The sequence below is a fragment of the Mycobacterium sp. 1423905.2 genome (assembly GCF_001673155.1).
In the GTDB taxonomy this organism is placed as follows: Bacteria; Actinomycetota; Actinomycetes; order Mycobacteriales; family Mycobacteriaceae; genus Mycobacterium.
The window spans coordinates 1-14916 of sequence record NZ_LZLE01000062.1; the positions used below are offsets into that span (position 1 = coordinate 1).

Sequence of the window (14916 nt, forward strand, 5' to 3'; positions counted from 1 at the left end):
GACCGTCCACGCCACCAGGCCGACGGTCTTGTGCGGTGGCCGCCTTCGCGGATCCATGATTCTGAGACCCTAAGGTATGCCCGTCCGCCGCAGTCCTGATCCGGCACAGACGCGTCAGGTCGTGTCGTCCCTGGCCGAGTGGTTGCGCGACGAGACAAGTCCGGCGCCCGATCGTGACACGTTGGCCACGGCGGTTCGCCTCACCGCACGCACGCTGGCCGAACTGTCCCCCGGCGCCAGCGTGGAGGTGCGGATCCCGCCGTTCGTGGCCGTACAGTGCATTGCCGGACCCCGGCACACCCGCGGCACACCGCCCAACGTGGTGGAGACCGACTCCCGCACCTGGCTGTTGGTCGCCACCGGACTGCTGGAATTGTCGGAGGCGGCGGCGACCGGATCGGTAACGCTGTCCGGCTCCCGGGCGGGTGAAATTCGCCACTTGTTACCGGTGGTGCAGTTGAGCTAGATGGGGCTTGAGCTGGGGTTTTGCTGGCGCAGACACGCGGATTGAAGCGCAACACGCCAGGCGGGATTCGCCGGTGTACCGGCGCGGCCCGTAGACTTCGTGGCGTCACCAACCGCGCCCTAGGGAGCCGCCAAATCGTGACTGTCGAGCAGCCCGAGCAAGACTTCAATGCGCCTCGTGAAGAGTGCGGCGTCTTCGGGGTCTGGGCCCCCGGTGAAGACGTCGCCAAGCTCACCTATTACGGCCTCTACGCGCTGCAGCATCGCGGCCAGGAAGCCGCTGGCATCGCCGTCGCAGACGGCTCTCAAGTGCTGGTCTTCAAGGACCTGGGCTTGGTCAGCCAAGTGTTCGACGAGCAGACGTTGGCGGCGATGGAAGGCCATGTCGCCATCGGGCACTGCCGGTATTCGACCACGGGCGACACGACGTGGGAAAACGCCCAGCCGGTGTTCCGCAACACCGCCGCGGGCACCGGCGTCGCATTGGGCCACAACGGCAACCTGGTCAACACCGCCGAGCTCGCCGCCCGCGCCCGCGATGCCGGGTTGATCGCGAAACGCTGCCCGGCTCCGGCGACCACGGACTCCGACATCCTCGGTGCGCTGTTGGCCCACGGTTCAGCCGACTCCAGCCTGGAGCAGGCCGCCCTGGAACTGCTGCCGACGGTGCGCGGGGCGTTCTGCCTGACGTTCATGGACGAAAACACCTTGTACGCCTGCCGCGACCCGCATGGGGTGCGGCCGTTGTCGCTGGGCCGGCTGGACCGCGGGTGGGTGGTGGCCTCCGAGACCGCCGCGCTGGACATCGTCGGCGCCTCGTTCGTCCGCGACATCGAGCCCGGCGAGCTGCTGGCCATCGACGCCGACGGGGTGCGGTCCACCCGGTTTGCCAACCCCACCCCTAAGGGCTGCGTCTTCGAGTACGTCTACCTGGCCCGGCCGGACAGCACGATCGCGGGCCGATCCATCCACGCCACCCGGCTGGAAATCGGTCGTCGCCTGGCCCGTGAATGCCCAGTGGACGCCGACCTGGTGATCGGCGTCCCGGAGTCCGGCACGCCCGCGGCGGTGGGTTATGCCCAAGAGTCCGGAATTCCCTACGGTCAAGGCCTGATGAAGAACGCCTACGTGGGCCGCACCTTCATCCAGCCGTCGCAGACGATTCGCCAACTCGGTATCCGGCTGAAGCTCAATCCGCTCAAAGAGGTGATCCGCGGCAAGCGGCTCATCGTCGTCGACGACTCAATCGTGCGGGGGAACACCCAGCGGGCGCTGGTGCGGATGCTGCGCGAAGCCGGGGCGATCGAGGTCCACGTTCGGATCGCGTCCCCGCCGGTGAAGTGGCCGTGTTTCTACGGCATCGACTTCCCCTCTCCGGCCGAGCTGATCGCCAACGCGGTCGAAGACGAAGAGGAAATGCTGGAGGCCGTCCGGCATGCCATCAACGCCGACACCCTCGGCTACATCTCGCTGCGCGGTCTGATCGCCGCTACCGAGCAACCCGCTTCGCGGCTGTGCACCGCCTGCTTCAACGGCACTTACCCGATCGAACTGCCCAGTGAGACCGTGTTGGGCAAGAACGTGGTGGAGCACATGCTGGCCAATGCGGCGCGCGGCTCCGACTTGGGTGATCTGGCCGCCGACGAAGTCACCGTGGGTCGCTGACAGGACACCACCGGTAACCGATACCGGTGGTGCCGCTCGCCCGGGTAGCCTTTATCGCGATGACGGATCCCTCACGAAGCTCCGGGCAGGGCGCGGGTAACCAGGGCATCACCTACGCTTCGGCCGGGGTGGACATCGAAGCCGGTGATCGCGCAGTTGAATTGTTCAAACCGCTGGCTAGCAAGGCAACCAGGCCGGAGGTGCGCGGCGGGCTCGGCGGCTTCGCCGGATTGTTCGCTCTGCGTGGTGATTATCGCGAACCGGTGCTGGCCGCTTCGACCGACGGGGTGGGTACCAAGCTCGCGGTCGCGCAGGCCATGGACAAACACGACACCGTCGGCCTGGACCTGGTCGCGATGGTGGTCGACGACTTGGTCGTCTGTGGCGCCGAGCCCCTGTTCCTGCAGGACTACATCGCTGTCGGGCGCAGCGTCCCGGAACGGCTGGCGGCCATCGTCAGCGGCATCGCCGAAGGCTGTGTGCGGGCCGGTTGCGCGCTGCTGGGCGGCGAGACCGCCGAGCACCCCGGGCTGATGGAGCCCGACCACTACGACATCTCGGCCACCGGTGTCGGCGTCGTCGAAGCCGACAACGTGCTGGGCCCCGAGCGCGTCAAGCCCGGCGACGTGATCATCGGGATAGGCTCCTCGGGCCTGCATTCCAACGGCTACTCGCTGGCCCGCACCGTCTTACTCGAGATCGACCGGATGAATCTGGCCGGTTACGTGGAGGAGTTCGGCCGGACGCTGGGCGAAGAACTGCTCGAGCCGACCATCATCTACGCCAAAGACTGCCTGGCCCTGGCGGCCGAGACCGAGGTCCGCACGTTCTGCCATGTCACCGGCGGCGGGCTGGCCGGCAACCTGGAACGCGTCATCCCCCAGGGACTGATCGCCGAGGTCGACCGGGGTACCTGGACGCCGGCGCCGGTGTTCGCCATGATCGCTCAGCGCGGCCGGGTCTCCCGGGAAGAAATGGAAAAAACGTTCAACATGGGCGTCGGCATGATTGCCGTCGTCGCTCCCGAGGACACCGACCGCGCTCAAGCCATCCTCACCGCACGACACCACAACTGCTGGATCCTGGGATCTGTCGGCAAGGGCGCTAAAGATGGCTCGCGTGCCAAGCTGGTCGGGCAGCACCCCCGGTTCTAACCCTGTGCTTCAGCGGCGCCAGTCGTCGTCGTGCTCCCAAGAATCGTCGGGGAACCGTCCGTCGCCGTCAGCGTGGTCGGAGTCGTCGGCGCTCGTCCCTGACAGCTCGCGCTGAAGCCGCTGGAAGTCGGTCTGCGGGGAGCTGTACTTCAGTTCTCGTGCAACCTTGGTCTGCTTTGCCTTAGCCCGGCCGCGGCCCATGGGGGAACCCCCTCGCGAAATAACGGAGCGGCCTAACAAGTAGGCGGCTCCGATCTCTTAGTGTCGTTATTGTCCTGTCGACAGCTTACCGTGCCTCGGCGCCGCGCGTCGGTGCGCCCTGCCCGCGTGTAGACGCAGTCGGTGTCTATCGGCCCCCGCGCAACCGCTCGACAGCGCGCCGTCCGGCGCCCACCTCGTCCGCCTGGGGCAGGGACTCCTGGTCGATCACCGCGGCCACTTGGCCGGCGTCGCCGGTAGCCAGTTCGGTCTCGGCCGGTACGCCCCGCTTGAGCAGCGCCAACGCCACCGGCCCGTAGTCGACGTGCTCGACGACAGTGCCCAAGCGGCCCACCGCACGACCACCCGCCAACACGGGATCACCAGTGGCCGGTCGGTCGCCGGAGCCGTCGAGGTGCAGCAACACCAGCATGCGGGGCGGCTTGCCGAGGTTATGCACCCGAGCGACGGTCTCCTGGCCGCGGTAACAGCCCTTGTCCAGGTGGACGGCGCCTTCTCGGGGACCGCCGATCCATCCGACTTCGTGCGGGATGGTGCGCTCGTCGGTGTCCACGCCCAAGCGCGGGCGCAGCGCCGCGACCCGGTGAGCCTCGTAGGTCCAGATTCCGGCTGGCCGCGCTCCGGCCTGCGCCAACCGCCGCTGCCAGCTCGGTAACGCGTCGCGGTGCACCAGCAGATCCAGTTCGATCTGATCGGGGTTGGCGCTGGGCATCCGACGGGCGAAACCGCCGCGCGCCAACGGCACCGCCATCAGCTCGACGGGCAGCAGGTCCATGCCCATGGCATGCAGCAGGGGCGGCTCCGCGAGCCGCGGCCCGAGCAGGGACAGCACCGCCAGGTCCCCGGTCGCCGGCGTCACGTCGGACCAGAAAACCATTTTGCGCAGGTAATCCAGCAGCGGCTGGCCCCGCCAGGGCTCGGTGTCCAGATAGGTGGTTCCGCCCATTTCCGTCTGCCACCAATGGTCTTCGACGCGGCCCTGCCCGTCGAGGCTGAGGTTCTGGGTGCTGGACCCCGCCGGCAACTCGCTGACGTGCTGGGTGGAGATGCTGTGCAGCCAGGTCTGCCGGTCGGCGCCGGTGAGGGTGAGCACGGCCCGGTGTGAGCGGTCCACCAGCACGGCATCGCTCTGCGCGGCCTTCTGCTCGCCGAGTGGATCACCGTAGTGCCAGATCGCGCCCGCGTCGGGTCCAGGATCTGGGGCAGGAACTGCGGACACAGCACAACTCTACGGATTAGGCGTGCCACACCACCCGACGACTAGGCTGCTAACCCATGCAGAGCGGTGTCGTCGTCACCCTGGACGGCGAATTCCACGATCCCGCAATGCCGCTGCTGCACGCCGATGATCTGGCGGTCGTGCGTGGCGACGGGATCTTCGAGACGTTGCTGGTGCGCGACGGCGCGGCGTGCCTGGTGGAGGCGCACCTGCAGCGGTTGACGCACTCGGCCAAATTGATGGATCTGCCCGAACCGGATCTGGCGGGCTGGCGGCATGCCATTGCGGTCGCCACGCAGCGTTGGGTGGCAGACGCCGCAGCCGAGGGCGCGCTGCGCTTGATCTACAGCCGCGGCCGGGAAGGCGGGTCACCCCCGACGGCCTACGTGATGGTGACCTCGGTGCCGGACCGGGTGACAGCGGTGCGCCGCAGTGGCGTTTCGGCGGTCACGCTGGATCGCGGGCTGCCCGCCACCGGCATCGACGCCATGCCTTGGTTGCTGGCCGGCGCGAAGACACTGTCGTACGCGACGAACATGGCCGCGCTGCGCCACGCCACCCGACACGGCGCCGGCGACGTGATCTTCGTCAGTTCGGACGGCTACGTGCTGGAAGGGCCGCGGTCCACAGTGGTGATCGCGACCGAAGAAGGATCGGAGGGCAACCCGTGCCTGGTGACCCCGCCGCCCTGGTACCCGATCCTGCGTGGCACCACCCAGCAGGCGCTCTTCGAGACGGCCCGCGCCAAAGGCTACGACTGCGACTACCGGGCCCTGCGGGTGGCTGATCTATTCGCCGCACAAGGAGTTTGGCTCATCTCGAGCATGACCCTGGCGGCCCGCGTGCATACCCTCGATGGCCGGCTGCTGCGCCCCGCCCCGATGGCGACCACGTTCGCCGAACTTGTCGACGCCGCCATCGTCGGTGATCGCTGAGCGCTGTTTAAAAGCGCGCAGATCGACCATGACACGCGGCCCGTACATGCGAAAAGGTGGGCCGTGAGTGGCCCACCTTACCCCGCAGGTCTCGTTGAATTAGTGACTGTTGACCTTGTAACCGCAGCTGCGCGCTACCGCCTCGAGCATGTCGGCTTCCCGGTTATACGCAGCCACCGCGGCGGCGTCTCGTTTGTTGACCTGCTTGGCGTTGTGGAAGGCGATGTCGTTCTGGATTGTCGAGCATCCGGTCGCCCCCGCTTGGCCGGCCGCTGTGACGGAGATTACCAATGCGATTGCCAAACCGGCCAGAACCATCGTGACGCTCGCCGCGAGACGTTGGTACTTGTTTCCTCCCCTTGCCTTCCGAGCACTTTCCGGACGGTCGGAGTGAGTCGCTTGTGTTGGTTGGCTGGTATTCATTTCAGTTTCGACCTTTCGGTTGAAGTGGCTTGCTTGTTGAGATGACAGTCGGCTCGGGTGCTTAAAGGTTTCTTAACGCCGCTTTGAGGTCCCCGAATGCCGCGGACGTCGCGTGGACGGGCACGCTTAGCACCGCTGCCGGGGGTCCGAGTTTGAGCTGGCACGCTGACCGATTCACCCGTCGGGTCTGCCCTTTCACTGGGAGTCCACGTCGGTCAGAATGGGGCTGACACGCTCACCAAGGGAGTCAAAAACAGATGGGGGACAAGACTCCGCGCTTCGGTCTACTCGGCCCGTTACAGATGTCGGTCGGCGGCAAAGCTGTCCCCGTCGGCACGCCGAAACAGCGTGTTGTGTTGGCCGTTCTCCTGCTTAATCGCAACAGGTCGGTGGCCGTGGAGTCCTTGATCGACGCCGCCTGGGGAGAAGACGCACCGGCCGAAGCCCGGGCCAGCGTCCATGTGTACGTGTCGAATCTGCGCCGGCTGCTCGGAACGGGTGGCGTTGTCGACCCTCGCAAAGTGCTTCAGAAGGCGCCGCCCGGATACCGCTTGAATGTCAGCGACGGCGATGTCGACCTTGGCCGATTCGTCCACGAGAAAGCGGTCGGCGTGCAGGCCGCTTCTGACGGAAACTTCGAGCAAGCCACCCGTCATTTCTCTGCCGCACTGGGCGAATGGCGAGGTGCGTTCCTCGAGGACTTGCGCGAGATCGAACTGATCGATGCTTTCGCTGTCGCGCTGGTGGAAGACAAAGTGGCTGTTCATATTTCGCGAGCGCAGGCCGAAATGGCCTGCGGTCGAGCCGAATCGGTGGTTAGCGAATTGGAAACACTGGTGGTCGACCACCCTTACCGAGAACCGGTCTGGGCTGAATTGATGACGGCGTACTACCTCGCGGACCGTCAGTCCGACGCGCTCGGCACATTCCAGCGATTGAAAGCCATCCTGGCCAACGAACTGGGTATCGACCCGAGCCCTGCGGTCCGCGCCCTACACGAGAGGATCCTGCGGCAGGAAACGTTCGATATCCAACGGTCGGTCAGGGTGACCGCGACCGAGACTCTCATCGGCACCCGGAGCACCGTATTGGGACGCAACTCGGCTGCCGGGCTGCTGCGAACGCCGTCGGGAGAATGTTATGCGTTGAACGGAGCAGCCACCCGGATTGGGCGCCTGTCTGACAATGACATCGTTCTAGCCGACGCGAAGGTGAGTCGCCATCATGCGGTCATCATCGACACGGGAACCAGCTTTGTGATCAACGACGCGGGGTCGGCCAACGGCGTCGAGTTGGGACACGAGCGAATTCGAGGAAGCGCCCCGCTAGTTGACGGTGATTCTATTCGGATCGGCGACAGCCGGTTCGTCTTCGAGCTGCACGCTAATGAGGACTAGACGAGGGCTCGTCGTCCACGTATCACTTCCGGCAGTGCGCAGTCAGCGGGAAAACGGTTCACCGCCTCGATCAGGACGGTCCGCGCATCCGCACCGCGCAGATCGAAATCATCCAAGGCAGCCCGTAATTGGAATAAAGGTACGTCCTGGTGGCGGGCCAACTCGATGGCGACGCCGAGATCCGCTGCCCTGGTATCCGGGTCGACATGGGTGCGCGCACGCGCGCGAAGCAACTCAGCATCGTAGAAGTGCATCTCGGTCTCATCGGCCAGTTGCAGTGCGCCGTTTAGACGGGCTTGTGCTTCTTCGCGACGGCCCGCGGCGGCCAGCAGCAACCCGATGACGCAGTCGTAGTGAGTTTGGTACACGTTCAGACCAAGCGAGCGCCATAAATCGGTGAATTGGGTGAGATTTTCAATTTGAGCGGCCAACGTGCTCGGGTCGGTTTCCTGTCCTTCCAATGAAACTTCGGCGTCGACAAGGGCTCGCTCTGTGAACCCGAACATTTGCCAGAAGTCGAATCCGTACCGTTCTGCCTTCTCGATCATGTCGCTCACGAGTCGGCCTGCGCGATCAAATTGGCCGGCTTCAAGCCATACCCAAAGCTCCATGTCGATGGCATAGACATGGTTGTACGGCCCTAACGGAAATCCGAGTTGGTCGGCACGCTGCATTGCACCGGCAATAGCGCTCTTTGCCGCGGCGACGTCTCCATGCAGCACTTGGTAGATGGCCAAGTGCTCATAGGCCATCGCGACAGCATCGTGCGGAATGAACCACATGTCCTCCATGGTGTGCTCGTCGTCTGCGACGAAGCCGGACGTGGTCCGCTCGAAATGTGTACGCGCAGTGGAATATTCACCACGCAGAAAAGCTATCATGCCATGCACACACTCGATCGCGGGCCGCCACCACTGCTCGGCTTCCTCTCCTCGGGCCTGCAAGGCTGCCGCAAGTTGACTAGCCCGGCGCAAGTCCGCCTTATTGATGTAATAGCTGCTGACGGCGAACAGCGTCCCAAACAGTTGGTCGTCGCGCAGGTCACTTCCCATGAGTTGCAGGCAGCGCTCGACGTCATCGATGACGGCCGGGCTCTGATATCCCTCGGTGGCTGACGCGAGGAATCCCCGCTCCAACCGGGGTCCTATCTCCGCCCGGTTCCGTTCCTCGCCCGGCGGGCATTGCTCGAGTTGCGCTAGCGCGTGGGTCAGGTAGCTGCGGGCCTCTTGGAGAGCGCCACGGCGACGCGCCTCGACAGACGCCTGTTGATAAGCCGCGGCGGCCTCGGCGTGCCGTTCCGCCTGCTCGTAGTGGGCTGCCACCCGTCGCCAATCCGGGTCACCGGCCGCTCCGGTCGTCAGCGCGTCGGCTACTTTCGCGTGTAGTCCCCGCCGTACGCTTGGCGGCGCCAACTCAGCTGCGACCTCTCGAAGCAGTTCGTGTCGAAACCGCCACGCGTCGCGACCCTGCGGTTCAAAGACTTTCGCGTCTTCTAGCTCGTCAATGACGTCGTCGACCTCGTTTTCGGTAAGCGAGGACACCGCAACCAACAGCCCGCGGTCGATATGTCGCCCGATGATCGCGGCTGCCTCGACGACAGGTACGACGTTGGCAGTAGCCAGAAGTCGCGCGAACAACGGCTCATACAATGGATCAGGTACGGTCGGCCGATCGCCTTCGGCCGCAGACCCTAATCCGTTGACGACTTGTTCGATGTAGAACGGGATGCCGTCACATCGGGCTCGTACCGCTGCGCAATCGGTTGGGCTGGCAGCCGGATTTAGCGCCAGGACCAGTTGATCGGATTCTCTATCGCTCAGCGGTAGCAGCGGGAACACTTTCGCTGGCCAGTGATCCGGCAACCAACTGCCCTCGCGCCCGGTGATCACTACGAGCAGGCGGCCTTTCGTGTCGTTCAGCAGCGCACCGATTATCTCCAAGGTCGACGGGTCGAACCAGTGCGCGTCCTCGACGACAATGAGACCCGAGGCACCGGCGAAGTATGCCAACAGATACCGCTTCAGCTCTTCTGCGATCAGCTCCTGAAGCTTGCGGCCTTCCGCCTCCACCGGTTCATAGCCATGGCCTGCGTCGAGACCGAGGACCGGTGCTAGGAGTGGGATCGATGTATCGGTGTCCAGTCCTCGGGCAGCGACTTCGTGTTCCAGCAGCTGCAGCCGTCGTCCGGGCTCGGTGAGGCGCGTGATACCACAGTGGCGTTCCAACAGCATCCGCATAGGGTGCAAGCCGACGTCGGAGTGGACTGGCGAGCCGACGAGCTCGAGAACAGTTCCGCCGTCTCGCTGCGCCAATTCGGTTGCCGCGGCCGCTAGCCTGCTCTTGCCGACACCGGGTTCGCCGCGAAACACCACGGCCGGCGCAGTCAACGTGCCGGCTCGCGCACGCGACCAGCTCTTCTCCAGACGCGCGAGTTCGCGATCGCGGCCGACCAGCGGACCAAGAGGAGCTGCGGGGGTCTCGACCCGTTCCCCGATGACGCGGAATGGGCTGATGACCTCGCTTCCACCCATCGGCGCTTCCGGCAGCGTCTCCATCTCGAATGCATGACGGATCAACGGCTCCACCGACTGCGAGACTGCAACGCCTCCGGTTGGCGCAAGAGTTGAAATCTTTTCTGCCACAACGGCAGTCAGCCCGTAGACGTCGTCCTGGGTATTGTCGAGATATACCGCTCCGCGATGCAGACCCACCCGGACGTCGATCGTCGCTCCAAACCGGTCTTTCGCCTTCTCGCTGAGGCGCTCCGCCTCGCGGGTGATCTCCAAGCCGGCCTGCACCGCTCGCTGGACGTCGTCTTCATGGGCGTGGGGGTAGCCGAACACCGCTAGGAGGCCGTCGCCTTTCGCCGAGCCGATATGTCCGTCGTAGCGGGCCACGATCTGCCGCACTTGCTTTCGGTGGCGGCTCACCAGCAGGCGGTATGTCTCTGGTTCCACCTGCATGGCCAGGCTGGTCGGATTCACCAGATCCGTTGAGAGGATCGTCAATCGCCGTATCTCGCCGCTATCGGTAGGTTCGCCCCAAAGATCATCGGCTTCGCCTACTCGGTCGCCTCTTGTCAAGACCTGCTCGGCCGGGCCTGGATCGATGGCGTTATCGCCGCGGCTGATCGCTGATACCGCCCGGTCCATCAACTCGTCGATCGTTGCGCTCGTTCCAGCCTGGTGAGCGTTTGATGGTGCTTCAATTTTCGACACAACGGGTTCCACTGTCAGAGGGCCGCTCTCAAGGAGCGTGGCGGCCGAGTCCGCAGTCGCGTGCACGGTAGCGGGTGCGGTCGCCTGTCCGGTGTCGGGTTGCTGGGCGGGCACCGCCGCGCCGATCGCGGCGCGGGCGGCCGCGGCGAGTTCGATAGTTGTTTGGTAGCGGCGGTCGGGATCCTTCGCCATCCCCTTGGCGATCACGGCATCGATTCCTGCGGGCAACGCAGGGTTGATTCGTGACGGGCGGGGGGGTGGTTTAGTCAGGTGGGCCATGAGCTGTTGCTCTGCATCGTCGCCAGGGAAGGGCACGGTTCCGGTCAGGCACTGGGCGAGTACGCACGTCAACGCGTAGACGTCGGCGCGCGCGTCGGCATTCTCGTTCCGGAATCGCTCGGGTGCCATGTAGTGCAACGTGCCGATCACATGTCCGGCACTGGTCAACCCGGTTTCCTGAGCGACGCGCGCGATGCCGAAGTCGATGAGGTACGCAAAGTCGTATCGCGCTATCAATATGTTCGACGGCTTCACGTCTCGGTGGACCAAACCGCTTTGGTGCACCGCGTCCAACGCCATGGCGACCTGCTCAAGGATCGCGACCGCACGCGCTGGGATCAGCGGACCCTTATTGAGGACGGCCTGAAGGTCTTGACCTTCAATCAATCGCATCTCGACGTAGAGACGTCCGTCGATCTCGCCATAGTTGTGAATCGGAACTATGTGCGGCTCGTTCAGTCTGGCCGCCTGATGTGCCTCCCGCCGGAATCGTTGTTGGAAGACCTCATCTTCAGCAAACTGAGCTGGCAACACCTTGAGTGCCACGACGCGGTCGGTCAGGGTGTCGTGTGCGCGCCACACTTCGCCCATGCCGCCGCGACCTAGGAGTTCTTGCAGCTGGTACCGCCCGAACGCTGTGCCTTTCATTGGCCCCCCTGCACCACCCAGTGGGGTAGTTCTTACCTTCAGCTAATCCACAATAGGCCGGGGGATGGGTTACGGAGCAATGTTCATCGTTCGTGTGAAGTTGATAGGAGCGCGCTATGAGGCAGTCGGTGGGCAATGCGGGCACGGAGACAGCAGCGAGATTTATCGGTGATTGGCCGGCATCGTCGGTGATCGCTGAGCGCTGAATTCTGTTGTCGGCTCGCGAAATTACAGGTACGGTCGGCCGTACACAAGGAAGGAGGTGGTCCGCGAAATTGATAGCTTCATGGACATGTGAGGTGGCTGCGCGCTAGCAGCAGTGGCTCGGAACAACCGGCGACTTTGCGCTGGCGAATTCCCCGCAGCCACCCGGCCCCCGAGTTTTCGGTCCGTCCAACCGGAAATGCGCTCGGGGGCCGCTCCATGTCTGGGCTATCTCGCGGATTTGGTGCCGATCTGCTCGGCGATGCGGCTGCCCGCATCGGCGACGTCTGAGCCGCACGCCTCCACCTCGACCACCACCTCACTGACCGCGTCGAGCACGTGCTGACACGTCCGGCCGCTGCCGTCGGTCTGGGTACGTACTTGACTGATCTTCGGCGCGGCGCCGTCGACGTCGCCGAAGGTCCATTCGCTGCCCCTGCCGCCCGAGCCGCCGAACTTGACCGTCTTGTTGGCGCAAGCCCGCCACCTTTCGGCCGACGCGGCCACGAATGCGCGAGCCTTCTCCGCCGACGGGAACGTCGCCGCGCCTTCCACCACACGGTGAGCAGGGTTTTCACCGGCGGTGTGCAAGACCTCGTTGCGTGCGGCGCTCGGGTTGTGCGGGCGGTAGACCGACTCCTCGAGCGGTTCGAAAGCGGCCACACACTCCGGTGCCGACAGGGTGCCCTGCGGGGTGCGCAGTTGATCACCGCGCGAGGCGGACACCATGTTGGGGTCACCCAGGATGGAGCCGACTTCCTGCGCGCCCAGCAGGGTCAGCTCGGGGCGGGCGTCCGCCGCCGTGGCGGACGCGCCCGGTTTCGCCGTCGGCTTGCGGTTGCCGCTTTGCGTGGTGAACAGCACTATTGCCACGATCGCCACGACGGCGACCAACGCCGCTGCGCCGATGATCAGCAATCGTTTGTTCGAACCGCCGCCGGTCGGTGCGGGTGTCGCGGACTTGGTCGCCGCCGGGCGGGGGGCGGCGGCCGGTTGTGGCGGGGCGCTGGGCTGGGTCGGTATCGCTGGCTCGGTCGCAACTGCCGCGGCCGACGGGGCCCGGGCGCCCGGTTTGGCCTCCGCGCCGCCATCTTTGGCGTCGATCTCGGCCAGCACGTTGTCGATCTCGCTGCGGGTGCGGTAGGTGACGTCATGGCGCAGCCGCAGCATTCGCAGCAGTTGGGCGATGTCGCTGCGCGCGCTGGGGTCGTCTCCGTCCTCGTCGAGCCCGCTGCGCAACTCGACCAACAGCTGAAGCTGTTGCTGCGGGCTGAGCTCCTTCTCGGCCAGGGTGTTGCCCAGCCGCATGATGTACCCGAAGGGCACCGGCGGCTCCGGCGGCAGCGGTTCAGGTAACGGCGCGGTTTTGGCGCGCAGCGAGTGGATCGCGGTGACCAGCGCAATGCCAGCGTCCACGGTCGGATTCTGGTAGTCGATGATCTGCAGGTCCGACACGGGATTGACGCGCACGCTGTCGACGGGCCCCACCTGGACCGGCAGGATCGGCCGGTTCAATGCTTGGGCGTACCGCAACTCCGCCTGGCTGGGTTTGGATTGCAGCCAGTTGTTGGACAGCGCGACGATGAACACCTCGCAGGCGCGGATCTGTTCCAGGATGGCGTTCCACCACGAGTCGCCGCCGCCCAGCTCTTGGTCGAACCACACCTGCTGCTGCGCGCGCTTGAGCGCGGTCGTCAGGGCATCCAGCGAGGATCTGTCTTGGCTCGAGTAGCTGATGAATAAGGCCATGGAAATCTCCTCAATAGGAGGGCACAGGGGAGCTAGCGCGGCGAATCCGATGCGACGGTAGCGCATGGCTCTACCCTCAGCAATCAACTTCGGCAAACGAGCGCAGCGATGACTTCGGGCGTCAGAGCTGTTGATTCGCCTCGCTGACTTCGGCCTCGGCCGGTGGGCGCGCCTCGACATAACGCTGGGCGAACTCCTCACCCGGAACCGGCCACTGCTCGCCGTCGGCGCCGCGCACGACCCAGTCGCCATCGGCAGCAGCGGTCGGTCCCTCCAGGGTGTTGACGATTTCGCCGGGCTGAGCCGGCCGCGCCTGGACTCGGCCCGTGCGGCGCCACTTGCCGTCGCCGGCCTCCTCGTAGGTGGCGCGGAAGATGTCGTCGCGCACCGACCAGATCTTTCCGTCGGATTGCACGGCCCAGTCCCCGGGCTGGGCGCGCATGATGTGCCCGGAGTCCGATTTCCACGTCCACGGCGCGTCGCGCCGCTCGGCGGTGACGGTCCCTGATCGCTCGAACGGTCTCCACAGCGGCCGGGACCGGTAGCCGAGCTGTCGCAAGCTCCACAAGGTGGCCGCCAAGCTGCGCACGGCCGAGTTGAGCAACTCGGGCTTGCTCTCCACCGCCGACCAGTCGACCAGCTTGTCGTGGATCTTGCGCGAGTCGTCGCGGACCGGACCGTACTTCCAGCCGTTGCGGCGGTAATACCGGCACCAGTCCTCATGTTCGGCCTGGGCCATGGCCAGCGCCGAAGAACGGTCAAATCCCAACAGCGCCAACTGTTCCAGCGGCGGAGCGTCGGCCATGTCCCGCCCGGACAGCTGTACCGGCGCGGTGCCCCAGGTGTTCCAGGTGTGGCCCGCGATCTGCTCCACCATCCAGAGCGCGTTGCGCACCTGGCGCCGGTTGGAGCCACGGTAGAACTCGTTCAGTTCGGTCCACGGCATCGCCGCGGGGGATCGCGGCCCGTCCGGGTCCAAGGTGGCGACGTAACGCTCGTGGATCAATCGCGCGGCCCGTTCCCACGCGTCTTGGATCTGCCCTTCGCGGGTGTCGAGGACCAAGGAATACGACTGCAGCAGCCCCACCACCTGGATGGAGTCGTCGGCGATGCTGGCGTTGGTGTCCGAGGCGTAGACCGGCATGTCGGGGAAACGGGCCGCTAGCCTGGTGCCGGTGGTGGCGGTATGGGTGTCGACCAGAATGACGGCGCTGGTCTGTGAATCTGAGTCACCGATCAGTCGCAGCAGTGTGGGCACGGTGGGCGCCTCGGCCACCGCATCGATCGCCGGCCCAGTGGAGGCGAATCCTGCTTGCTGCCGGTAGAACTGGTGATCGGGCA

The 14916-nt window shown here is 65.3% G+C and carries 11 protein-coding genes and 1 pseudogene; 5 read left to right on the forward strand and 7 right to left on the reverse strand.

From position 1 onward, the window contains the following. Nucleotides 1-76 precede the first annotated feature (76 nt). From A9W95_RS03755 to purM, 3 genes are all read left to right on the forward strand, one after another. Entirely contained in the window at nucleotides 77-466 is a 390-nt protein-coding gene (locus tag A9W95_RS03755; RefSeq protein WP_067409292.1) for a sterol carrier family protein, read from the forward strand. 137 nt (nucleotides 467-603) lie between these two features. Next, nucleotides 604-2130 (forward strand): amidophosphoribosyltransferase, encoded by a 1527-nt coding sequence (purF, locus tag A9W95_RS03760; RefSeq protein WP_067409293.1) that lies wholly within the window; start codon nucleotides 604-606, stop codon nucleotides 2128-2130. A 59-nt stretch (nucleotides 2131-2189) separates the two neighbouring features. Beyond that, nucleotides 2190-3284: a phosphoribosylformylglycinamidine cyclo-ligase gene (gene purM, locus A9W95_RS03765; RefSeq protein ID WP_067409301.1), complete on the forward strand. Its 1095-nt coding sequence runs from the start codon at nucleotides 2190-2192 to the stop codon at nucleotides 3282-3284. Between the two features lie 9 nt (nucleotides 3285-3293). On the opposite strand, the gene A9W95_RS03770 is transcribed toward purM, so the two are convergent. Together A9W95_RS03770 and A9W95_RS03775 are read right to left on the reverse strand one after the other, a co-directional pair. After that, a complete protein-coding gene (locus A9W95_RS03770) occupies nucleotides 3294-3485 on the reverse strand; it encodes a DUF3073 domain-containing protein (protein ID WP_067409294.1) in 192 nt (63 codons plus the stop codon). Nucleotides 3486-3630: 145 nt separating this feature from the next. After that, complete coding sequence (locus tag A9W95_RS03775) at nucleotides 3631-4722, reverse strand: folate-binding protein YgfZ (RefSeq protein ID WP_067409295.1); 1092 nt, start codon at nucleotides 4720-4722, stop codon at nucleotides 3631-3633. A 56-nt stretch (nucleotides 4723-4778) separates the two neighbouring features. Here A9W95_RS03775 and A9W95_RS03780 point away from each other — a divergent pair, with 56 nt between their 5' ends. After that, nucleotides 4779-5657, forward strand: a complete 879-nt coding sequence (locus A9W95_RS03780; RefSeq protein WP_067409296.1) for an aminodeoxychorismate lyase — start codon at nucleotides 4779-4781, stop codon at nucleotides 5655-5657. Nucleotides 5658-5756: 99 nt separating this feature from the next. On the opposite strand, the gene A9W95_RS03785 is transcribed toward A9W95_RS03780, so the two are convergent. Next, complete coding sequence (locus A9W95_RS03785) at nucleotides 5757-6080, reverse strand: hypothetical protein (RefSeq protein ID WP_156745984.1); 324 nt, start codon at nucleotides 6078-6080, stop codon at nucleotides 5757-5759. Nucleotides 6081-6337: 257 nt separating this feature from the next. On the opposite strand from A9W95_RS03785, the gene A9W95_RS03790 reads away from it, so the two are divergent. After that, on the forward strand, nucleotides 6338-7477 hold the full coding sequence (locus A9W95_RS03790) for a BTAD domain-containing putative transcriptional regulator (protein WP_067409298.1): 1140 nt from the start codon (nucleotides 6338-6340) through the stop codon (nucleotides 7475-7477). On the opposite strand, the gene A9W95_RS03795 is transcribed toward A9W95_RS03790, so the two are convergent. From A9W95_RS03795 to A9W95_RS03805, 4 genes and pseudogenes are all read right to left on the reverse strand, one after another. Beyond that, nucleotides 7474-10629 carry an AAA family ATPase gene (locus tag A9W95_RS03795; protein WP_256388882.1) on the reverse strand — a complete coding sequence of 1052 codons (3156 nt, stop codon included), beginning with the start codon at nucleotides 10627-10629 and terminating at the stop codon, nucleotides 7474-7476. The genes A9W95_RS03790 and A9W95_RS03795 overlap by 4 nt on opposite strands. A 123-nt stretch (nucleotides 10630-10752) precedes the next feature. Beyond that, nucleotides 10753-11622 (reverse strand): annotated as a pseudogene (locus A9W95_RS27655) (serine/threonine-protein kinase); the annotation flags it as partial. Between the two features lie 432 nt (nucleotides 11623-12054). Continuing rightward, the gene (locus tag A9W95_RS03800) at nucleotides 12055-13575 is read right to left on the reverse strand and encodes a sensor domain-containing protein (protein ID WP_067409300.1); all 1521 of its coding nucleotides are present in this window, start codon (nucleotides 13573-13575) and stop codon (nucleotides 12055-12057) included. A gap of 121 nt (nucleotides 13576-13696) precedes the next feature. Next, on the reverse strand, nucleotides 13697-14916 hold a 1220-nt coding region (locus tag A9W95_RS03805), incomplete at its 5' end, for a RyR domain-containing protein (protein ID WP_253851549.1).